The sequence below is a fragment of the Chromatiales bacterium genome, from assembly GCA_014762505.1.
Classification (GTDB): domain Bacteria; phylum Pseudomonadota; class Gammaproteobacteria; order SpSt-1174; family SpSt-1174; genus SpSt-1174.
This window is the reverse complement of the sequence record JABURS010000040.1, coordinates 40109-62108: the sequence shown is the minus strand read 5'-3', so window position 1 is coordinate 62108 and position 22000 is coordinate 40109. Positions and strand designations below refer to the sequence as shown.

Annotated in this window: 20 protein-coding genes; 6 read left to right on the top strand and 14 right to left on the bottom strand. The window is 67.0% G+C overall.

The window, feature by feature from the left end; translation table 11 throughout:
- Positions 1–202 precede the first annotated feature (202 nt).
- From HUJ28_09555 to HUJ28_09500, 12 genes are all read right to left on the bottom strand, one after another.
- On the bottom strand, positions 203–2191 hold the full coding sequence (locus HUJ28_09555; protein ID MBD3619706.1) for a DUF3488 domain-containing transglutaminase family protein: 1989 nt from the start codon (positions 2189–2191) through the stop codon (positions 203–205).
- Positions 2188–3186, bottom strand: a complete 999-nt coding sequence (locus HUJ28_09550) for a DUF58 domain-containing protein (GenBank protein MBD3619705.1) — start codon at positions 3184–3186, stop codon at positions 2188–2190. The genes HUJ28_09555 and HUJ28_09550 overlap by 4 nt, the downstream gene beginning before the upstream one ends.
- Before the next feature lie 2 nt (positions 3187–3188).
- Positions 3189–4109 (bottom strand): MoxR family ATPase, encoded by a 921-nt coding sequence (locus HUJ28_09545; protein MBD3619704.1) that lies wholly within the window; start codon positions 4107–4109, stop codon positions 3189–3191.
- Between the two features lie 31 nt (positions 4110–4140).
- Complete coding sequence (locus HUJ28_09540; protein MBD3619703.1) at positions 4141–5028, bottom strand: universal stress protein; 888 nt, start codon at positions 5026–5028, stop codon at positions 4141–4143.
- Positions 5025–6698 (bottom strand): cation:proton antiporter, encoded by a 1674-nt coding sequence (locus tag HUJ28_09535; GenBank protein ID MBD3619702.1) that lies wholly within the window; start codon positions 6696–6698, stop codon positions 5025–5027. The genes HUJ28_09540 and HUJ28_09535 overlap by 4 nt, the downstream gene beginning before the upstream one ends.
- A 34-nt stretch (positions 6699–6732) precedes the next feature.
- Entirely contained in the window at positions 6733–7068 is a 336-nt protein-coding gene (locus HUJ28_09530; GenBank protein ID MBD3619701.1) for a Na+/H+ antiporter subunit G, read from the bottom strand.
- Positions 7069–7072: 4 nt separating this feature from the next.
- Positions 7073–7342, bottom strand: a complete 270-nt coding sequence (locus HUJ28_09525) for a K+/H+ antiporter subunit F (GenBank protein MBD3619700.1) — start codon at positions 7340–7342, stop codon at positions 7073–7075.
- Positions 7339–7827 (bottom strand): Na+/H+ antiporter subunit E, encoded by a 489-nt coding sequence (locus HUJ28_09520; GenBank protein ID MBD3619699.1) that lies wholly within the window; start codon positions 7825–7827, stop codon positions 7339–7341. Before HUJ28_09520 ends, HUJ28_09525 begins: the two co-directional genes overlap by 4 nt.
- Positions 7824–9368, bottom strand: coding sequence for a monovalent cation/H+ antiporter subunit D (locus HUJ28_09515; protein ID MBD3619698.1), 1545 nt, complete (start codon positions 9366–9368; stop codon positions 7824–7826). The genes HUJ28_09520 and HUJ28_09515 overlap by 4 nt, the downstream gene beginning before the upstream one ends.
- Positions 9365–9694 carry a Na+/H+ antiporter subunit C gene (locus tag HUJ28_09510; GenBank protein MBD3619697.1) on the bottom strand — a complete coding sequence of 110 codons (330 nt, stop codon included), beginning with the start codon at positions 9692–9694 and terminating at the stop codon, positions 9365–9367. The genes HUJ28_09515 and HUJ28_09510 overlap by 4 nt, the downstream gene beginning before the upstream one ends.
- The gene (locus HUJ28_09505) at positions 9694–12504 is read right to left on the bottom strand and encodes a monovalent cation/H+ antiporter subunit A (GenBank protein MBD3619696.1); all 2811 of its coding nucleotides are present in this window, start codon (positions 12502–12504) and stop codon (positions 9694–9696) included. Before HUJ28_09505 ends, HUJ28_09510 begins: the two co-directional genes overlap by 1 nt.
- A 107-nt stretch (positions 12505–12611) precedes the next feature.
- Positions 12612–14084, bottom strand: a complete 1473-nt coding sequence (locus HUJ28_09500; GenBank protein MBD3619695.1) for a DUF853 family protein — start codon at positions 14082–14084, stop codon at positions 12612–12614.
- A 195-nt stretch (positions 14085–14279) separates the two neighbouring features.
- On the opposite strand from HUJ28_09500, the gene HUJ28_09495 reads away from it, so the two are divergent.
- A complete protein-coding gene (locus HUJ28_09495; GenBank protein ID MBD3619694.1) occupies positions 14280–14468 on the top strand; it encodes a DUF2798 domain-containing protein in 189 nt (62 codons plus the stop codon).
- A gap of 37 nt (positions 14469–14505) precedes the next feature.
- Here HUJ28_09495 and HUJ28_09490 read toward each other — a convergent pair whose 3' ends face one another.
- Both HUJ28_09490 and HUJ28_09485 read right to left on the bottom strand, forming a co-directional pair.
- A complete protein-coding gene (locus HUJ28_09490) occupies positions 14506–16575 on the bottom strand; it encodes a BCCT family transporter (protein ID MBD3619693.1) in 2070 nt (689 codons plus the stop codon).
- 116 nt (positions 16576–16691) lie between these two features.
- Positions 16692–17297 (bottom strand): GNAT family N-acetyltransferase, encoded by a 606-nt coding sequence (locus HUJ28_09485; protein MBD3619692.1) that lies wholly within the window; start codon positions 17295–17297, stop codon positions 16692–16694.
- Positions 17298–17522: 225 nt separating this feature from the next.
- Between HUJ28_09485 and HUJ28_09480 the strand changes: the two genes are divergently transcribed.
- The 5 genes from HUJ28_09480 to HUJ28_09460 all read left to right on the top strand — a co-directional run bounded on the left by HUJ28_09480 (position 17523) and on the right by HUJ28_09460 (position 21943).
- Positions 17523–19187: a methyl-accepting chemotaxis protein gene (locus tag HUJ28_09480; protein ID MBD3619691.1), complete on the top strand. Its 1665-nt coding sequence runs from the start codon at positions 17523–17525 to the stop codon at positions 19185–19187.
- Positions 19188–19462: 275 nt separating this feature from the next.
- Positions 19463–19864, top strand: coding sequence for an SCP-2 sterol transfer family protein (locus HUJ28_09475; GenBank protein ID MBD3619690.1), 402 nt, complete (start codon positions 19463–19465; stop codon positions 19862–19864).
- 72 nt (positions 19865–19936) lie between these two features.
- On the top strand, positions 19937–20797 hold the full coding sequence (locus HUJ28_09470) for a response regulator (GenBank protein ID MBD3619689.1): 861 nt from the start codon (positions 19937–19939) through the stop codon (positions 20795–20797).
- Positions 20787–21107, top strand: a complete 321-nt coding sequence (locus HUJ28_09465; GenBank protein ID MBD3619688.1) for a hypothetical protein — start codon at positions 20787–20789, stop codon at positions 21105–21107. Before HUJ28_09470 ends, HUJ28_09465 begins: the two co-directional genes overlap by 11 nt.
- Positions 21104–21943, top strand: coding sequence for an HDOD domain-containing protein (locus tag HUJ28_09460; protein MBD3619687.1), 840 nt, complete (start codon positions 21104–21106; stop codon positions 21941–21943). Before HUJ28_09465 ends, HUJ28_09460 begins: the two co-directional genes overlap by 4 nt.
- The last annotated feature ends 57 nt before the right edge of the window (positions 21944–22000 follow it).

Here is a 22000-nt window from a genome sequence, read left to right as displayed (position 1 = left end):
GTTCGGTGCTGGCCGAGGATGCCATCAAGGCCGCCATCAACGACTTCAAGAGCAAGAAGGACGCCACAGGTCTGCAGCAGACGGCCTGAGGCCCCTTCGGGACGTCGCGCAGTGCCGATGCGCGACGTCCGTATCCGCGCATGGCCACGCCCATGGCCACGTACAGGGCCAGGTGCCCTGGTAATGAGCATAAGCAAGCACTTTAACCCGCCCCTGGCGGGTTTCTTTTTGCCTGCAGTTCGCGCAGCAGGGCCTCGGCGGTGCGAGGGTCCAGCGGGTCTTCGCGGTAGCGCGCGCGTTGCAGCTGCTCGACGAGCCGGTGCAGCGTCTCCTGCCAGTCAGGCCGCTGTTTCGCGGCACGCAGGGCCAGTGCCGTCACGGTCTCGCCGGGACGGCGCAGGAACCCCTGCCTTGCGAGCAGCCGTTCCAGACCATGCAGCAGGCGCTCGATCTCGTTGCTGAAGCGCGGTCGGTTGCGCCAGCGGTAGACCAGCACGTAGAGGCCGAGCAGGGCGGCCAGCCCGGCCATCAGGATCAGGGCGATGGCCGTCCAGCCCAGCCGGTGCAGACCCAGACGTTCGAGCAGTTCGCGCTGGCGTTCCGGGCCGAAGGCCAGCACCCACTCGTCCCAGTAGTAGTTCACGATATCCCAGCTCATGGATGCCCGGTTGAGCCAGGAGGCGCCGTAGCTCGCGCGCACGAAGGCCGGCAGGCCGCTATCCTCGCCCAGGGCGGCAGAGACACCCTGCTCGATGCGCTCGGGGGCGATGGCGGCGGTGGGATCGATGCGTACCCAGCCGCGCCCCTCCAGCCATACCTCGCTCCAGGCATGAGCGTCGGACTGGCGCACCAGCAGGTAGTCGGCCAGCGGCGAGATCTCGCCGCCGAGATAGCCGGTGACGACCCGCGCGGGGATGCCGGCGGCGCGCATCAGCACGGTGAAGCTGGAGGCGTAGTGCTCGCAGAAGCCGCGCCGGCTCTCGAACAGGAACTCGTCCACCGGGTCGCCCGTGAGCAGCGGCGGCCGCAGGGTGTAGTGGAAGGGCTGCTCGCGGAAGTGATCGAGGGCCTGTTCGACGATGGCAGCGGGATCGTCGTGATCGAGCAGCCATGCCTGGGCCAGTTCACGCGCGCGCGGGGCGCTGTCCTCGGGCAGGCGCAGGTGGCGGGCCCGGGACCAGGGCGAGAGCTCGAGGTCCAGGGCGGCGTCCGGATAGGAACGCATGCGGTACTGGCGCACCTCGTGTTGCGGTCGTGGCGCGACGAGTTCCAGCGCCGGGGTGAGCTCGGCGCCCGGCGGCACCTGGCCGGGGTAGTCCAGCGCCAGCAGCCAGCGCTGGCCGCTGGGCTGCAGGGTCACGCTGTAGTCGATGCCCGCGGCCTCGGCAAACGTCACCTGGGCAGTCTCGCCCAGGCGCAGCGCGCGCTGCCAGCTGCGGCCATCGTAGTGATCCAGCACGGGGCCGCGCCAGTAGCGCTGGCTGGTGGGGGGCGGCAGCCCCTCGAAGGTGGCGCGAAACGCCGGGGCGTTGGACTGGATGAGGTCGCTGATGCGTCCGGGCGACATCTGGTCGGAGAGCCCCGTGAGGCCGGCCGAGCTGTCCCGGGGCATGGCCCACAGCGGCCCCGGCAGGCGCGGGAACAGTACGAACAGCAGGATCATCATGGGGATGGACTGTGCCAGCAGGCTGCCGGCAATCCCCAGTCGGCGCCGGGCGGGCAGCGGCCGTGCCGTGCCGGCCAGGCCGATCAGCGCGCCGGTGATGAGCAGCACGGAGAGCAGCATGGCGAGGGCGATGGGGATGGACTGGGTGAAGAAGAACTGGCCCGCCACCACGAAATAGGCAAGGAACAGGGCGAGCAGGGCATCGCGCCGGCCCTTCAGTTCGAGGATCTTCAGGCCCAGCATCAGGACCAGCAGGGCGACCCCCGCGTCGCGTCCGAACAGGGTGTGGAACTCGGCGAGCACGCCCAGGGTGGCGATGCCCACCAGCCCGAATCGCAGGAGGCGGCCGGGCAGCTGCCGTCGGCGAAGGCCCCACCAGCCCCAGGCGATCATCGCGAGCGCGAGCAGGGGGATCCAGACCGGCAGGTTCAGGACATGCGGCAGGATGGCGGCGGCCAGGGCCACGGCCACCCAGCGCAGGTGGATCTCCGGCAGATCCATGATGGGCACCGGGCGGCCTTTCATGGGGCCACCCGGCGGTTTGGCGCCGCATGCAGCGCCAGGGCCTTGAGGCAGGCATGCCGATGGGCCTCGCTGGCTTCCGGTGCCAGGGTCAGGCCGGGCAGCTCGAGCCCGTAGGGGATGCCGTCCCGATGGGCATCCAGCACCCAGCGGCAGAGGATGGACAGGCGTTGCTCGATACCGAAGGCGCCCAGGTCATCCCAGCGCAGCCAGCGATCTTCGCTGCGCTGGCCCTCGAATTCCTTGGTCATCCACTGGTTGCTGCGCGCCAGGGCCTTCCAGGCCACCTGGCCCGGGGCGTCGCCGGCCTGGTATTTGCGCAGACCGGCGAACTCGTCGCCCTCGCCACGCACGCTCGCCCCCTCGCCGCCGACCCGTCTGCCGCTGGGCACCGGCGGGGCGTCATCGGCCGGCCGGGGGTAGACGAGCAGCCCGGTGGTGTAGGCCGGCCAGCTCCAGGCCTCGAACAGGCCGAGCGGGAACTGGCTGTCCACCCGCAGGCGTCCGACCGGGTGCAGGCCGCGTAGCGGGGCGGACAGCGGCAGGTCGGTCTCGATGCGGCCCTGGGCGGGGGCATCCACGGTCACGGGTGACTGGTCACCGGCGCGCAGGCGGATGCCCGGGCGCGCCTGGCGTCCCGGGTTGACCACCGCCACGCGCAGGCGGGCCTGCTGGCCGGCGAACACGGGGGCGACACCCTCGATCAGTACTTCCAGCCGCAGCAGGTTGCGGTGGGTCTGCCACATGGCGTTGAGACCGAGGGAGCCGAGGAGGAAGGTCAGGGCGAAGGCCATGCTGTTGCTGTAGTTGGTGGCCCCCAGCAGCATGACGATGAGGACCAGGCCGAAACCATAGCCCGCGCGCGTGGGCAGGATGTAGATGCGCCGACGGGTGAGCACCACGCGGCGGGCATCCGGGGTCTCGCCGCGCGTGATCCAGGCGATGGCGCGTCGGCGCAGCGCCGTGAGGGCCTCGCGCGTGATGGCGATGGCCGCCATGGTCAGGGGATGGGCACCTGCGTGATGAGCTGCGCGACGACCTCGGCCGGACGCAGCCCCTCGTCCTCCACCGGGTGCAGGCGATGGCCGGCCACCGATGGCAGCACGGCCTGCACGTCCTCCGGCAGCACGTAGTCGCGGCCGGTAAGCAGGGCCCAGGCCTGGGCGGCACGCAGCAGGGCGAGCCCGCCGCGCGGCGAGAGCGGCATGTGGTAGCGGGCCGGTTCGCGCGTGTACTGCAACAGCGCCTGGATGTAATCGATCAGCGGGTCGCTGACCTTGATCGTCCCCACGGCCTGTTGCAGGGCCATGAGCTGTCGCGGACCCGTGACCGGCTGCAGTTCGGCCAGTAGGTCGCGCCGGTCCCGTCCCCTGAGCAGCTCGCGCTCGGCGGCGGCATCCGGGTAGCCCAGTTCCAGGCGCATGAGGAAACGGTCGAGCTGCGACTCCGGCAGCGGGAAGGTACCGATCTGCTGGGTGGGGTTCTGGGTGGCGATGACGAAGAAGGGCTCGGGCAGTCGCCGGGTCTCGCCTTCCACCGTCACCTGCTGTTCCTCCATGGCCTCGAGCAGGGCGCTCTGCGCCTTGGGCGTGGCGCGGTTGATCTCGTCGGCCAGCACCACCTGGGAGAAGACCGGACCGGGATGGAAGGTGAAGCGATGCGCCTCCTGGTCGTAGACCGAGACCCCGAGCACGTCGGCCGGCAGCAGGTCGCTGGTGAACTGGATGCGCTGGAACTGCAGGCCCAGCGTCTGGGCCAGGCTGTGGGCGAGGGTGGTCTTGCCCATGCCCGGCAGGTCCTCGATGAGCAGGTGGCCGCGGGCCAGCAGGCAGGCCAGGGCCAGGCGCAGCTGCCCCTGTTTGCCGAGGATCACCTGGTCGAGCTGGGTGAGGATGCGGTCGGTCAGCGTGGTGTCGGTCACGTCGTCTTCCGGTGTGAATGGGATGGGGCGGCTAGCGGTAGGCGCTCAGCACGTCCACGCGGGCCTCGGCCAGTACGTGTTTGGTCGTGCTGCCGAGCAGGAGTTCCTCCAGCGGGGAGTTGCCGTGCTTGCCCATCACGATGAGGTCGGTCCGGTCCTTCTCCACCTGTTGCAGGATGCTGGGGGCGGCATCGCCGTGCACGATCACGCGCCGTACGTCTTCCGGGGCGAGTTCCAGCGAGGCGAGGAGTTGTTTCATCTCGGTACGGGCCTTGTCCTGCGCCTCGGCGCGGTATTGCAGGATCTCACCCTCGTTCACGCCGGCCAGGCGCAGCTTGGATTCGAACGGCACGAGATAGGCATGGATCACGGTGATCTCGGCCTGCGGGGCGACAGTCAGGGCGAGCCGCAATGCCTCGCGCGACCAGCCCGAGAAATCCACCGGCACCAGCACGCGCTGGTAGGCCTGTGCGGCCGGCTGGCGCACCACCAGCAGAGGGTGACGGATCTTGCGCAGCAGGCGCTCGGCAGTGCTTCCGAGCAGGGCCTGTTCGACGAAGCCGATGCCATGGGCCCCGACCACGAGCAGGCCGGCGTCCAGGGCATCGACACGGCTGGCGATCTCGTTCAGCACGTTGCCCACGGCGAGGTGGATGGCGGGTGCGGCCAGGCCACTGGCGGCGAGGTCACTTGCCAGGTCCTGCAGGTCTTCACGCGTGCGGTCGAGCAGCTGACCGGTGACCTGTTCCGACTGCTGACCGAGCAGTTCACGCAGGCCGTCCAGCAGGCTGCGTTCGGCCACGTGCAGCAGTTCCATGCCGGTCTGCTGTTCCAGGGCGAGCCGCGCGGCGCGCTCGGCGGCCTGCCGGGAGGGGGCGGAGAAGTCGGTGGCGGCCACGATACGCTGGATACGGGTCATGCGGACGGCTCCTGGGCGCCGAGGTCCTCGGCCAGGCGCTGGGCGGCGAGGTCGGCGGCATCGTAGAAGGGGTTGATGATGTGTTTTACGCCGGCGGCACGCAGGGCGTCGGCCTGGAATTCGCTGCGCACCACCACGGTGACCGTACCGGTGTAGCCGATCTCTCTCAGACCCTGCAGCAGCAGGCGGTTGCTCTCCAGGCTCGGCAGGATGCTGACGATGCGCTCGACCTTCGCCAGTGGCAGGGTCTCGATGAAGGCCGGGTCTTCCGCATCGCCATAGCGTACCGGGAACTGGCGTTCCCGCAGGCCCTCCACGGCCTCCGGATCGAAGTCCACCCCCAGGGTGGGTATGCCGGCGCGCTCCAGCTGTTTCTGCATGCGCGAACCATAGCGCCCCATGCCAAAGAGTATGACCCGCGGCTCCACGATGGCGGCGCCCGCTTCGGCAGCCTGGTTTTCCCGGTACGGGGTCGCGCGCTCGAAGATGCCGAGTACCGGTGCGAGGCGTTCGTACAGCGGCTGCGAGTACAGGATCATGTAGGTCGACAGGGTGATGGTGACCAGCCCCACCAGCGTGGTGAGGCCCAGCGCCTCATCCCCCACGTGACCGAGCGTGATGCCCATGGCGACGAATACGATGGAGAACTCGCTGATCTGCGCCACGGTCAGGCCGGCGAGAAAGCCGGTGCGCTTGCGATAGCCCATGTAGCCCATGATCGCCATGACAATGAGCGGGTTGCCGATGAGCACGAAGGCCGAGAGCACGACGGCGGGCCACAGGGCATCGCCGAGCACGGAGAACTCCAGCTTGGCGCCGAGATCGATGAAGAAGAACAGCAGCAGGAAGTCGCGTATGCCGGTGAGGCGTGCGCTGATGGAATCGCGGAACTGGGTGGAGGCGAGGGTGAAGCCCGCGATGAAGGCGCCGGCCTCCTTGGAGAAGCCCACCCACTCGCCCAGTGCCGCCAGGGAGATGCCCCAGGCGATGGCGAAGATGAGCAACAGCTCCTGCGAGCGGGCCATGATGCGGATCAGCGGCGGCAGGAGGTGACGCATGACGACGTAGATCAGTACCACTGCCAGGCCGATGCGCAGGGCCAGACTGCCGAGCACGGACAGGGCCTCCACCGATTCGCCTTCGGGCGCCACCTGCCAGGCGCTCATGGTCATCATGGCGATGACCACGGCGAGGTCCTGCACGATGAGGAAGCCGACGGCGATGCGCCCGTGCAGGGAGTCGAGCTCGCGTTTGTCCGAGAGCAGCTTGACGATGATGATGGTGCTGGAGAAGGTCAGCGCCACCGCGACGTAGGCCGCGGTCACCCAGTCGATGCCGAGCAGCAGGATGAGGAGGAAGCCGAAGACGATGGTGAAGCCGAGCTGGCCGAGTCCGGTGGCCAGCGCGACCGGGCCGATGTGCCGCACGTGGCGCAGGTCGAGCTTGAGGCCGACCAGGAACAGCAGCACGGCCACGCCCATCTGCGCGAGCAGCGCGATCTGGTCATGCGACTTGACCAGATGCAGGCCGGCCGGGCCGACCACGATACCGACGATGATGTAGGCGATCAGCACCGGCTGGCGCAGGCGCACGGCGAGGGCGCCCACCACGGCGGTGATGATGAGCAGCAGGGCGAGCTCGGCGAAAGGTGTCTGGATCACAAGCTCCATGCTCCGACTCCCGGCCCTTGTCGGGCCGCTGGTTCTATTCGTTCAGGTTGCTGTCGGCCCTGCCCTTGCGCGGGGTCAGCGTATCCAGCTGCTGGTGCAGGGCGGCCTTGGAAAGCAGGTGCGCGCTCACCGGCGCGGTGATGAAGAGGAACAGCGTCACCAGGATCTCGTGCAGGCTGACGCCGTCCTCCTGCACGCTGAAGTAGACGGCGGAGGCGATCAGAACGCAGCCCACCCCCAGGGTGGTGGCCTTGGTCGGGCCATGCAGCCGGGTGTAGAAATCCTTCAGGCGGGCCAGACCGAGCGAGCCGATGAAGGTGAAGGCCGCGCCGGTGACGATGAGGAAGGAGAGCAGGTAGTCCATGGGCATTCCCTTATTCGATGATGTCGCCGCGCAGCAGGTATTTGCACAGCGCCACGGTGCCGACGAAGCCCATCAGCGCGATGAGCAGGGCCGCCTCGAAATAGATGTTGTTGCCGAGATGGATGCCGAACAGCACCAGCAGCGCGATGGTGTTCACGTACAGGGTGTCCAGGGCAAGGATGCGGTCGGGCGCGCTCGGGCCACGCAGCAGGCGCCAGAAGGCCAGCACCACGGCCAGGCCCACCAGGGTGAAGGCGATGTAGAGTGCGGTCTCGATCATGATTCGAACACCTTCTTGAGCGGCGCCTCATAGCGCTGCTTGATGGTGCGCACGACCTCCTCGGGATCGGAGGTGTTGAGCGCGTGCACCAGCAGCTGACGGCGATCGGGCGAGAGCTGTGCGGAAACGGTGCCGGGGGTCAGGCAGATGGTATTGGCCAGCAGGCTGATGGCCAGATCCGTCTCGAGGTCCAGCGGGATGGCGACGAAGGCCGGATGTACGTGCTTCGGCCCCAGCAGGATGCGGCCTGCCACCACGAAGTTGGCGATCACGATGTCGCCAAGCACCACGCCGGTGTAGCGCAGCAGGGTCAGGGGGTGGCGGATGGCGACGCGCTCCGGCCAGAAGGACCGGGTGAACAGGGGGATGGCCCAGCCGAGCAGCAGACCGAGGATGACGGCGCCCGCGCTCAGTTCGTTGACGAGCAGCACCCAGATCATCGCCAGGACCAGGGTCAGCAGCGGATGGGGCAGCAGACGATTCATGGTTGGACTCCAGGTTGCACGCCGGGCGTGATATCCGTGCCGAGCACGGCACGCACGTAGGTCTCGGGCGCGAGCAGCTGATCGGCCGTGGCGCGGGTGAATTCATCCACCGGCCCGGCCCATATCACCAGCGCCACGCACAGGGCCACAAGGCCCGCGGCGGGCAGCAGTTCCCGCGAGAGGCGTTCGGTGCGCACGGTGGGGCGATTCACCTCCGGTGCCTCGGAGCGATAGAACAGCACGTTGCCGGCCCGTGCCATGGCGATGACGGCCAGCAGGCTGGTGGCGAGCACCACGGCCAGCACCCAGGGCATCCAGGCATGATCGACGGCGGCCTTCAGCGTGAGCCACTTTCCGATGAAGCCCGACAGTGGCGGCAGGCCGGCGATGAGCACGGCGACGAGGAAGAACAGCGTCCCCAGCACGATGCGGTCGGTGAGCATGACGCCGGGCAGGAAGCGGTCGTCGTGCTCGCCGCGCCGGCTGCTGATACTGCCGGCCAGCAGGAAGAAGGCGCCGGCGGCAAAGCTGGCGTGGGGCAGGTAATACAGTCCGGCGGCGATGCCGGCACTGGAACCCAGGCCGAAGGCCGTGAGCAGCGAACCCACCGAGGCGACCACGAGATAGGCGATCTGCTGGCGCAGGGCGGTGGCGGCCAGCACGCCCAGCATGCCGACCGCCAGGGTGGCAAGTGCCAGCGGCAGGACCCAGCCGCTGATCAGGCCCGACAGGCTGCCCGCGGCGGCGCCGAAGATCAGGGTGTCCAGGCGCAGGATGCTGTAGGCCCCCACCTTGGTCATGATGGCGAACAGTGCGGCCACCGGGGCGCTGGTGTTGGCGTAGGCGCCGGGCAGCCAGAGGTGCAGCGGGATGAGCGCCCCCTTCAGGGCGAACACGCCGAACAGCAGCAGGCCGGCCGCCTTCACCGGGCCCAGGTGTTCCGGTGGCAGCATGGCCACCTGGCGGGCCAGGTCGGCCATGTTCAGCGTGCCGAGGATGCCGTACAGCGTGCCCACCGCAAACAGGAACAGGGTGGAGCCGGCCAGGTTGATGACCACGAAATGCAGGCCCGCACGCGTGCGCAGCCTGCCGCCGCCATGCAGCAGCAGGCCATAGGAGGCCAGCAGCAGGATCTCGAAGAAGACGAACAGATTGAAGAGGTCGCCGGTGAGGAAGGCGCCGTTCAGGCCGAACAGCTGCCACTGGAACAGCACGTGGAAATGCCGGCCCCGGGTGTCGATGCCGCGCACCCCGTAGAGCAGGGCGAACAGCGCCAGCAGTGCGGTGACGAGCAGCATCCAGGCGGCCAGCCGGTCGGCCACCAGCACGATGCCAAAGGGTGGGGCCCAGTCGCCCAGGGCATAGGTGAGGATGTCGCCGTCGCCCACCTGGCGCAGCAGCAGAACGGCGAGCAGCACCTGGCCGGCCACGGCGAGCAGGCTCAGCAGGCGCCGCGGGCCGATGGTCAGCGGGCGCAGCAGCAGCAGGGCGAGACCGGCCAGCAGGGGCAGCAGGACGGGGGCGATGACGAGATGGGTCACGCGTCATCCCTCCCGTCGACGTGGTCATTGCCGAGTTCGGCGCGGGCCTTGAGCGAGAGCATGATGACGAAGGCGGTCATGGCGAAACTGATGACGATGGCGGTGAGCACCAGCGCCTGTGGCAGCGGATCGGCATAGCCCGTGGCGGCGGCATCGATCACGGGTGGCTGGCCGATGGTGAGCCGGCCCATGGTGAAGAGGAACAGGTTCACCGCATAGGAGAGGAAGGTGAGCCCGAGCACCACGGGAAAGGTGCGTGCACGCAGGGCCAGGTACACCCCACAGGCGGTCAGCACGCCGATGACCAGCGAGACGAGTGCTTCCATCAGCGGCCTTCCTCCGGTTGCTGCGATTTTTCCTGGCTGGTGCTGTGCATCAGGCCGAGGTGGATGAGGATCAGCAGGGTGGCGCCGACCACCACCAGGTAGACGCCGAGGTCGAAGGCCAGGGCAGAGGCCACCTCGAACTTGCCGACCACGGGCCAGTCGAGGTAGGTGAAGGTGGACGTCAGGAAGGGGTGCCCCACCAGCCAGCTGCCGAGCCCGGTGAGCGTGGCGATCAGGAGGCCGATGCCGATGACCGGGTGCATGTTGCCAGGCAGGCGCGACTGGGTCCAGGACACGCCGTTGGCCAGGTACTGCATGATCAGCGCCACGGCCGTGACCAGGCCGGCGATGAAGCCACCGCCCGGCAGGTTGTGCCCACGCAGCAGGATGAAGATCGAGACCAGCAGGGCCAGCGGCAGCAGCAGTCGGGTGAGCGAGGCCATCACCGCCGGGTGCATGTCCCAGTTCCAGGGGCGGCCCTGGCTGTCATGACGCGGCGCCGGCAGGTGCAGGTGCTCGAGCATGGCGAAGATGCCCAGCGCGGCCAGGGCCAGCACCGCGATCTCGCCCAGGGTGTCGAAGCCGCGGAAGTCGACCAGGATCACGTTGACCACGTTGTAGCCGCCGCCGCCCGGCTTGGCGTTGTCGAGGAAATAGCCGGCAATGGTCTCGTAGGGCCGGGTGAGCACGGACCAGGCCAGCAGGCTGGCGCCCAGGCCGGCAAGACCGGCCAGCGTCACGTCGCGCAGCACCCGGGGATTGCCGGACTGGCGCGCCGGGCGCTGCGGGAGGAAGTACAGGGCCAGCATCAGCAGCACGATGGTGACGATCTCCACCGAGAGCTGGGTGAGCGCCAGGTCGGGTGCGGAGAACTTCACGAAGATGAGCGCGACCACCAGGCCGACGGCGCCGATGAGCACCAGCGCGGTGAAGCGTTCCCGGTGCATCACCACGGTGCCGATGGCCGCCAGTATCAGGCCGATGGCGGCGATGAGGCTGATGCCGTCCACCGGCAGCAGTTCGCGCTGCCCGCCGAGCGGGCTGCCGCTGCCCAGGAATCCCGCCACGCCCAGTACGAGCACGGAGAGGATGAAACTCAGCACGATGCGCTGCAGCGTGCCGCGGTCCAGCAGGCGGGTGATGCCCCGGGCGAAGGCGAACAGGGCCGACATCAGCCCGTCGAAGAGCTGCTTGCCGACGATGCGGCCGCAATACTTCTCGTGGCAGGCGAAGAGCCTCGCACGGAAGGCATAGAGCACACCGCCGCCGATCATGGCGAACACGCTCATGATCAGCGCCGGGTTCACGCCGTGCCAGATGGCCAGGTCGAAATCGGGCGGGGCGGTCTGCAGGACGCCGGTGGCGGCCACGTAGAGGATGGGCTCCACGGTGAGGGCGGGGAGGATGCCGACCAGCAGGCAGAGCGCCACCAGGAACTCTACCGGGATCTTCATCCAGCGCGTCGGTTCGTGGGGCGTCTTCGGCAGGTCGATGGGCTCGCCGTTGAAGAACACGTCGTGGATGAAGCGGAAGGAGTAGGCCACCGCGAAGATGCCGCCCACGGTGATCACCGCCGGCAGCAGCCAGCCGAGCTGGAAATAGGTGCCCGCGCTCACGGCCTCGGCAAAGAACATCTCCTTGGAGAGGAAGCCGTTGAGCAGCGGCACCCCGGCCATGGAGGCCGCTGCCACCATGGCCAGCAGGGCGGTGTGCGGCATGTACTTCCACAGCCCGTTGAGGCGACGCATGTCACGGCTGCCGGATTCGTGGTCGATGATGCCGGCGGCCATGAACAGCGAGGCCTTGAAGATGGCGTGGTTGATGATGTGGAAGACCCCGGCCACGGCTGCCAGCGGCGTGCCGATGCCGAACAGCACGGTGATGAGCCCCAGGTGGCTGATGGTGGAATAGGCCAGCAGCCCCTTGAGGTCGTGCTGGAACAGGGCAATGAAGGCACCCACCAGGAAGGTCGCCAGCCCGATGCTGCCCACCAGCCACGACCACTCCGGGGTGCCCGACAGCGCCGGGAACAGGCGCGCCAGCAGGAATACCCCGGCCTTCACCATGGTGGCCGAGTGCAGGTAGGCCGAGACCGGCGTGGGGGCGGCCATGGCGTTGGGCAGCCAGAAATGGAAGGGAAACTGGGCCGACTTGGTGAACGCCCCGAGCAGCACCAGCACCAGCATGGGCAGATACAGCGGGTGGGCCTTGATGGCCTCGCCCGAGGCGAGGATCACGGAGAGCTCGTAGCTGCCGGCGATCTCGCCCAGCAGCACGAAGCCGCCGAGCATGGCCAGGCCCCCGGCGCCGGTGATGGCCAGCGCCATGCGCGCCCCCTGCCGGGCATCCTCGCGATGCTGCCAGTAGCTGATCAGCAGGAAGGAGGCGATGCTGGTCAGCTCCCAGAAGACCAGCAGCTGGATGATGTTCTCCGACAGGGCGATGCCCAGCATCGCACCCATAAAGAGCATCAGGTAGGCGTAGAAACGCCCCATGGAATCGCGCGCCGACAGGTAGTAGCGCGCGTACAGCACGATCAGTAGGCCGATGCCCAGGATCAGCAGGGCGAACAGCAGGCCGAGGCCGTCGAGGCGGAATACCAGGTCGAGTCCCGCGGCCGGCATCCATTCCCAGCGTTCGATGGCGGTATGGCCATCGAAGACGGCCGGGATACGTGGCGCCAGCTGGGCCAGCCCGAGCAGGGTGACGAGGCCGGCGGCCCAGGCCGCATACAGGCGTCCGAAACGCGCGGCCCAGGCCGTGATGACGGCGCCGGAGAAGATGGTGAGCAGCAGCAGGAGCAAGGTCATCGGCGTAGCTTACCCGGCTTGGTGCATGGTGGAAACCGAAAGGGTTTTGTGACCGGGGCGGGTGTTCTTGGCAACGTGCTTATGCACAGTTCGCGCGTGGATGTGCCCTAGCGGCGCCGACCCAGCAGCGAACCCAGGATGCCCCGCACGATCTGGCGCCCGAGTTGCGAACCGATGGAGCGTGCGGCGCTCTTGATGAAGGCCTCGCCGGTGCTCTGCCGGTTGCTGCGTGGGCGTGCAGTGGTTCTGGCGGCCTGCTGCGGTTTTTCTGCCTCGGTGGCCTCCTGTTCCGCCGCTCGTTTCTTCAACATCTCATAGGCGGAATGACGGTCGACGGTTTCGTCGTAGCGTCCGCGCAGGGGCGAGCGCTGGAGATGCTCGGCGCGTTCCGCGTCGGTGAGCGGCCCCATGCGCGATTCCGGCGGGCAGATCAGCACGCGCTCCACCGGCAGGGGGCTGCCTTTGGCATCCAGGGTGGACACCAGGGCCTCACCTATGCCGAGTTCGGTGATGACCTGCTCGGTGTCGAGTGCCGGGTTGGGACGGAAGGTCTGGGCGGCGGCCTTCACGGCCTTCTGGTCCCGTGGAGTGAAGGCGCGCAGGGCGTGCTGTATCTTCAGGCCCAGCTGCCCCAGCACCTCCTCCGGGATGTCCGTCGGATTCTGCGTGATGAAATAGATGCCGACGCCCTTGGAGCGGATCAGGCGCACCACCTGCTCGATCTTGTCGAGCAGGGCCCTGGGGGCCGTATCGAACAGCAGGTGGGCCTCGTCGAAGAAGAAGACGAGCTTCGGCCGGTCGGCATCACCGGCCTCGGGCAGCTGCTCGAAGAGTTCGGCCAGCAACCAGAGCAACAGGGTGGCATAGAGCTTCGGCGAGCTGTGCATGAGCGTCGAGGCATCGAGCACGTTGATCACGCCGTTGCCCGAGAAATCGGTGAGCATCAGGTCGTCCAGCCGGATGGCGGGCTCGCCGAAGAAGCGGTCTGCCCCCTGTTCTTCCAGCACCAGCAGACTGCGCTGGATGGCCGCGATGCTGGCCGTGGCCAGGCTGCCGTAGTCCTTTTCCAGGTCCTTGCGGTTCTCGGCCATCCAGGTGAGCAGGGCGCGCAGGTCCTTGAGGTCCAGCAGTAGCATGCCCTGGTCGTCGGCGATGCGGAAGGCGGCATAGAGCACGCCCTCCTGGGTGGCATTGAGCTCGAGCAGGCTGGTGAGCAGCAGCGGGCCCATTTCCGAGATGGTGGTCCGCACGGGGTGTCCGTTGATGCCGAACAGGTCCCAGAAGGCGACGGGAAAGGCGCGCGACTGATAGCCGTCGATGCCGATATGACGGATGCGCTCCTCGATCTTCGGATGCGGGGCGGCCGGCCGGGAGAGCCCCGCCAGGTCGCCCTTCACGTCGGCGAGAAATACCGGCACCCCGAGGCGTGAAAAACCCTCGGCCAGCACCTGCAGGGTGACGGTCTTGCCGGTGCCGGTGGCGCCGGCGATCAGGCCATGGCGGTTGCTCATGCGGGCGAGTTGCTGCACGTGGCGTGCATCGGCAGTGCCGCCGATCAGGAGGCCGGTGGTGTCTGGCATGGCAGGTGCTCCCTGGAGCAGTGGGCGGGCCGGGTTTCGGTGACTATACCCGATCAGCCCGCCGACGAGGATATGGGCAGGCTGCCGGCCGGGCTGCAGTCATGTCGGGTATAGTGCGGAAACGCAGAAGCACTAGTGGAGAGCCATTCCTTGAGATTGTCGGCGCGTTATTACAGCCTCGTCTTTGCCCTGTTGATGTCGCTGATGATGTCCTTCCTGATGTCGGGGGTGATCACCTTCATCAACCTGGGCTGGGTGCACGACTTCATGCTGCGCTGGCTGCTGCATGCCTTCCCCAGTGCCTGGGCGGTGGCCTTTCCCATCTCGCTCTTCGTCGTGCCGGTGGTGCGCCGGCTGGTGGCGCGCATGGTGGCCGAGACCTGAAGTCCCGCCCCGATCGGGCGGGCCTGGTGTGGCCTGATCAGGTACCGGCCGGCTTCTCCTCGTCCTCCGACGGCAGCAGCATGTCGTCATGTTCTTCCATCTTCCAGGGCAGGATGCCGGGAGAGATGTGCAGGAAGTGCAGGTATTTCTCGAACTGACTGAGGATGTCGTCGATCACCTCCTGCTCGTCGTAGCCGTAGATGTCATAGGCCTGGCCGCCCCGGCGCAGGAAGACCTCGGCGCGGTAGTACTGTTCATCGCCATCCGGGTTGCGCGCCTGCTCGGGGTAGACAAAGCTCGGTTTGGCGTAACCGCGCATGCGTATGTCGTAGATGAAGTCCACCTCGCCTTCCTTGACGATCTCGAGAAAGGCACGCTGGTTGGTTTCATCGATGCAGATCTCGCCCGGCCAGCCCTTCTCCTTCAGGGCGTCGGCGACGTGGCGCATGGCATTGTGTGCCGTGGTGCTGATGAAGGTCTCCACCTCGCTGCGGGTGGGGTAGGTGAGCAGGTCGAAGAGCCGCTCCTTCCAGCTGCCCGGACCGGCGCCGCCGGCATGTGCCGCGGTGCGCATGTGCGACTGCAGGCTCACCTCGCGATGCCCCTCGATCACCAGTGCCCGCCACATGCCGATGGCGGCGATCAGCATGATGATGGCGAAGGGCAGGGCGCTGGTGATGCTCATGGTCTGCAGTGCGCTGAGGCCGCCGGCGATGAGCAGGGCGGCGGCCACCACACCCTCGATGCTGGCCCAGAAGACACGCTGCCACACCGGCGTAGCGGCCGCGCCGCCGGAGGCCAGCGAATCGATCACCAGCGAGCCCGAGTCCGAGGAGGTGACGAAGAAGGTGATGATGAGCACCACCGTGATGAAGGAGACGATGGAGCTCAGGGGCAGCTGCTCGAACAGCTTGAACAGGGCGATGGCGGTATCGGCCTGCACGTCGTCGATGATCTGCGTGTAGCCCTCCACCAGGATCATGTGCAGCGCGGTGTCGCCGAAGATCGAGAACCAGAGGAAGGTGAAGATGGTCGGGACGAACAGCACGCCGAAGACGAACTGGCGAATGGTGCGCCCGCGGCTGATCTTGGCGATGAACAGGCCGACGAAGGGCGCCCAGGCGATGGTCCAGCCGAAGATGAACAGGGTCCAGTTGCCGATCCAGTCGCTGTGTTCGTAGGCCTGCAGGCTGAAGGTGCGCTCGACGATGTTGTTGAGGTATACCCCGGTGTTCTCGAGGAAGGTCTCCATGATGAAGATGGAGGGGCCGACGATGAAGACGAAGGCCATGAGTGAGACGGCCAGCACCATGTTGAGGATGGAGAGCCGCTTCACGCCCTTGTCCAGCCCCGCCACCACCGAGACGATGGCGGCGGCGGTGATGAGCACGATGGCGACCACCTGCACGGTGGTGTTCACCGGGATCTCGGGCCACAGGTAGTTGAGCCCGGCGTTGATCTGCGCCACCGACAGCCCCAGGGTGGTGGCGATGCCGAACAGGGTGCCGAGGATGGCGACCACGTCCACCGTGTGGCCGATGGGCCCGTGGATGCGCTCGCCGATCAGCGGGTAGAGCGCCGAGCGCATGGACAGCGGCAGCCCGTGACGGAAGGCAAAATAGGCCAGCACCAGGCCGGTCAGGCCGTAGATGGCCCAGATGTGGAAGCCCCAGTGGAAGAAGGCGATCTGCATCGCCTGCTTGGCGGCATCCAGGGTCTGCGGCGCGCCGGTCGGCGGCGAGGCGTAATGCAGCACCGGTTCGGCCACGCCGAAGAACAGCAGGGCGATGCCGTAGCCGGCAGAGAACAGCATGGCGAACCAGGCCGGGAAGCTGTACTGCGGCTCGGCATGGTCGGGCCCGAGCCGGGTACGGCCCCAGGGCGAGATCGCCACCACCACGATGAACACCAGGAAGATCGCCACCGCCAGCATGTAGAACCAGCCGAAGGTCTGGGTGATGTAGCTCAGCGTCGCGCTGAAGGCCTGGCCGGCGAGCTTCGGGTTGCTCATGGTGCCGATCACCAGCAGCGCGGTGATGATGACGGCAGGGATGAAGACCGGGATGAGGACGGTGGAGGGCAGCTTCTTCTTGTCGTTTCCGCTCATGGTGGACTCCTGTCACGGCCTCTGGCGGGCCAGGCTGTTACGAGTGTAGCTGGCCGAGGATGCATGGATGACCCGCCGGCGAATCCGGGCCAGTGTTGTCAGCCTGAACGGTGATGTCAAATGGCGGTTGCGGACGCCAGCCGTTTCAGCCAGAAGGTCATCGGCTTGGCGGATTCGCCGGCTTCGTCCAGGTCCTGCCAGGAGAACGCGGCCCTGAGTTGCGGATGGCGGCGGTAGCCGCGTTTCTCCCAGAAGCGGTCCAGCGGGGAGTAACCGGCCGGGCGGCGCGGGTGGTCGGTGGGGCGGTCCACGGCGCAGAAGCAAGTGAGGTCGAAGCCCCCGAGCGCGCGGGCGTGGGCCTCACGTTCCACGAAGAAACGCACGCCGAGCCCCTGCCCACGGTATTCGGGCAGCAGCACCGATTCACCGAAATAGAAGATGCGAGCCACATCCATGCCCGCCTCGCGAAAGGGGGCGATCACGTTGTCCGTCTCGTCGGCGAGCGGCAGTCCCGTCGAGGCCCCGACGATCTGCTCCCCGTCGAACACCAGCACCACCACGCTGTCCGGCGAGTTCGTGTAGGTACGCAGATAGCGCGCCTCGTAATCCGCGTCGCCGTCATACAGGTAGGGAAACTCGCGAAACACCCGGATGCGCAGGCGGGCGAGTTCCGGGATCCAGGGCAGGATGGCGCTGCCGCGCAGGCGTTTGATCTCGGGCATGGGTCATCTGTCATCAGAATGTCATGCCAGTCTCGCAAGATCGTGCCCCGCGTGCAAAAGGCCCGAGGGGCGCGGCCCGGATACCCGCTCTTCTGCCGAGTAGAGAAAAAAGCTCAATCTTTTGCCGAAATGGCCGCTATAGGAAACCGTACGGATCGTGACGTTTCCTGCCAGGGGGGCGTGGCGCCGGGCACTGCCAACAATACATAAGGGAGCATTGGTGTCATGCACTGGTTTCAGAATCTTTCCTTTCGCAACAAGCTCCTGATCCCGCTGGGGCTGGTTGCGGCACTCTTCATCGCCATGGCGGCGGTCTCCATCAGCAAGCTCATGGTGCTGGGAGAAGAGATCGACGAGCTGGCCACGCTGGACGTGAACGGTCTCAACTTCCTCCTGCAGGCCGACCGCGACCTCTATCAGGCCCAGGTGGCCGAGCGCAGTCTGTTGTTCCTGGAGCCAGGGTCGGACGCCTACCGGAAGATGCTGGGCATGCACGACGAAAACATCGTGCAGGCCCGCGACCGCATCGGCAAGTTCATCACCCTGGTGGAGGAGGCCGGCAAGGTCGACATGCTGGGGCTGGGTCAGGCCATCGCCGACTACCGTCAGGCCCAGGCCAACTGGGAGCGCCAGACCCGTGCACTGGTCGCCAACCTCACCGACAACGCCCTCAGTGGCCGCGAGGAGGCCACCGCGCTGAGCTTCGGGGCAGTGGGCCAGTCCTTCGAGGGCATGCGCGACCACATCGACGTGATGGGCGAGATCATGCTCAACCGCACCCAGGCGGTCGCGACCATGGGCCAGAACGATGTCGCCGCCGGCCAGCAACTCGTCGTCACCCTGCTCGTTGCGGGCATCGCGATCATCCTGCTCATCGCCATCGTCATGCCGTTGCTGATCGTGCGGCCCATGCGCGCGCTCATCGGTCACCTTGAGAACGTCGCCCAGGGCGAGGGCGACCTCACCGTGCGCCTGGATGCCAGCACCCGTGACGAGATGGGGCGGCTGGCCCGTGCCTTCAACCAGTTCGTCGCCAAGCTGCAGGAGCTGGTGGCCCGTTCCGTCGACTCCACCGCCCAGCTCAGTGCGGCCTCGGAGGAGCTCTCCATGGTCGCCACCGACAGCCGCCAGGCCGTCAGCCAGCAGCTCAGCGAGATCGATCAGGTTGCTACCGCCATGAACGAGATGACGGCCACCGTGCAGGAGGTCGCGCGCAATGCCCAGGAGGCCGAGATGGCGGCCCGTGCGGCCGACGAGCAGGCCAGCGGCGGGCAGCGGGTGGTGCACGACACCGTGGCGGCCATCAATGCCCTGGCTGCGCGCGTCGAAGGACTTTCCCAGACCATGACCAGTCTCGAGAGTGCCAGCGTGGATATCGGCACCGTGCTCGAGGTGATCAAGGGCATTGCCGAGCAGACCAACCTGCTGGCGCTCAACGCCGCCATCGAGGCCGCGCGTGCCGGCGAGCAGGGCAGGGGCTTCGCCGTGGTGGCCGACGAGGTGCGCCAGCTAGCCTCGCGCACCCAGCAGTCCACCCGCGAGATCCAGGGCATGATCGAATCCCTGCAGGCCACCGCCAGCCAGGCTGCCGGCGAGATGGAGGCGGGCCGCAAGGACGCGGAGACCAGCGTCGAGAAGGCCGCCCAGGCCGGCAAGGCCCTGGACGACATCGCCCGGGCGGTGAAGACCATCACCGACATGAACGTGCAGATCGCCAGCGCCGCCGAGGAGCAGGCCGCCGTGACCGAGGAGCTGAACCGCAACACCAGCAACATCCAGGCGCTGGCCAACCAGTCTGCCGATGGCAGCCGGCAGACCGACGAGGCCTCCCAGGAACTCGCGCGCCTGGCGGCCGATCTGCAGATGGGCCTGGGGCAGTTCAAGGTCTAGACCCGACTGCACCGGTACCGACGCGACACAGGGCCACCCGGGCGGGTGGCCCTGTGTCGTTATGGGCCCCGATCAGGGCCGCGAACCGGCCATCGGGCGCCCTTCCATGGTCCTGTGTTGGCCGCAAGGTCTCCGCGGTCTCTGCGCATGGATCGACACGCGAATGGTGGTATAATGCCGCCACTTTATAACTAAATGATTAAAAAGGGTTTTCGGGGTCTGCCTGTGGCGGATTCCACTGCCACCGACACGATTGCACTCAGGGAGCATGCAGCATGGCTGAACTGTTTTCCGCGGACTGGATGAAGGCCTACATGGATGCCTGGAACAGCGATGGGGCGCTGGCCGACGAACTGGAACGCATCAACTTCAATGCGGTCATCGGTTACGGGTATGACAGCGATCCCGCGCCCAGCGTGGTTTATGTGGTGAATGGGGGGCGTATCACCTCCATCGGCCCGCATAATGGCGAGACCCTGAACTGGGATCTGCGCGCGAGCCCCGATCAGTGGGCGCAGTGGATGGCCAAGCCGCCCAGCCTGATGGCGCTTGCGCTGGCCTATACCCAGCGCAAGCTGCGCTTCCGCTCCGGCGACTATGCCTCGATGGTCAAGGATCCGCGCATGGCGGGCCCCTTCGTCAAGAGCTTCGACGTGATGCGCCGCGCACTGGCCTGAGCCCGTGCTTTCCAGGGCCGCATTGCCTGTGGGTGGTGCGGCCTTCTGTTTTTATCCCGGGGGCGGTTCGACGTGATCAGCGAGGATGTAACGGCACCGACGACAGTCCGTTCGCGGCTGCTGCTGGTCGATGACGAGCCCAACACGCTGCAGGCCCTGCGTCGCATGTTTCGTCATGAGCCCTATGAGCTGTTGCTGGCCTCCGGTGGCGAGGAGGGACTGGCGATACTTTCGCATCATGAGGTTGGCGTGATCATATCCGACTACCGCATGCCCGGGATGAACGGCGTGGACTTCCTGCGCCAGGTGAAGACGCGCTGGCCCGATACCCTGCGTATCGTGCTCAGCGGATTCACGGACCTGCGTTCGGTGACCTCGGCCATCAACGAGGGCGCCGTATACAAGTTCCTGACCAAGCCCTGGAACGATGAAGAGCTGCGCGAGATCACGCGCGAGGCGTTTTCCCTCTACGAACTGCAGCGTGAAAACCGGCGTCTCAATGCCGAACTGCGCGAGGCCAATGCGGAACTGGCCAGTCTCAACCAGGCACTGGAGCGGCGGGTGGAGGAAAAGACCCGGCACCTGGAGATACACGCCGCCTCCCTGCGCATCTCGCACGAAATGCTGGACCGCCTGCCTGTCGCGGCGCTCGGCATCGATCCGGATGGCATTGTCGCCTATGCGAACGAGGAGGCCATGCGCCTGTTTTCCGCCAGCCCGGGCGCTGCCCTGGTGGGGACCTCACTCGCGCAGTGCGCAGCGGCCTTGTCCGACAGCCTGCGCGCATCATCGGAAGCCTTTTTTACACAGGCTCTGGAATTGGCGGGTATCGGCCCGGTGGCTGCGCAGGTGCGCCGCATGGGCAGGTCCTCGGCATCGCAAGGCTGGATCGTGACGTTGATCCGGCAGGAGGGGTGTCACGATGCCGATTGAGTGGCGGGAGCTGGCTCAGGTCGAGCCCGGCAGCCGTCTGGCCGAAGATATCCGCGGTGCATCCGGCGACCTGCTGTTGCGGGCCGATGCGATGCTGCACGAGCGCGCCCTGCAGATGCTCGCCCAGCGTGGCGTGATGCAGGTCCCGGTGCATGTCGCGCTGGATAGCACGCGTTACGCCGGGCAGATCGCCGCCATCGATGCCCAGCTGTCACATCGATTCAGACACTGTGACGATTCCCAGCTGATGCGCCGGGTGCGGGAATCGGTGCGCCGCCAGATGCTGGCGCGACTGGGGAGTGACGCATGACCCCGGCCGATCTGGAACGCGAACTGGCGGACCTGCCACCCCTGCCCGCCGTCCTGCTGCAGGCCCTGGAGGTCTTCGATGACCCGGAGTTCGAGTTCGAGCGTCTGGATCTGGTGATACGCAAGGACCAGTCGCTGGTGTCGCAGGTACTGCGGGTCGCGAATTCACCGTTTTACGGCCTGACAGGCAAGGTATCGTCGCTGCGGGATGCCTTCGTGATTCTCGGCAGCAATACACTGCGCAATCTGGTGCTGGGTGTGGGTATCATCCGCGTGCTCGGCAACGCTGCCGGTGGGCCGCTGGATCAGCAGGGTCTCTGGGCGCATGCGTATGGCGTGGCCATGCTCGCCCGGCGGCTCGCCATCGACGTGCCCGGCGTGGACGAGGAGGCCGCCTTTGTCGCCGGCTTATTGCATGATGTCGGCAAGGCCTTCATGAACCTGCGCTTTGCCGAAGAACTCCGTCGTGTGGTTGCCTATTGCAAGACCCATGATTGCCGCTTCATCGAGGCCGAGGCCGCCCTGCTGGAACTGGATCACGCACATGTCGGCGGGCACCTGGCCAGGCGCTGGCATCTCTCGCCCGAGATCGTATCGGCCATCGGCCTGCATCACTCGATAGACAGGGCGGGCGGGGCGCCACTTGCCGATATCGTCCACGTCGCCGATGCCCTCTGCCGTGCGCTGGCCTTCGGCAACCCGGGTGACGATGGCGTGACCACCATCGAGCCCGCGGCGCTCGAACGCCTGGGACTGGATGCCGGCGCGCTCGATGTCGTGCTCGATGCGGTGTGGGGGCAGCTGGCGGCAGGCAGCGGATTTTCACTGGCCGACTGAACGGCTTCGGCCGACGGCGTTATGATCAGGGCGGTCAGTCATACCAGGAACAATACA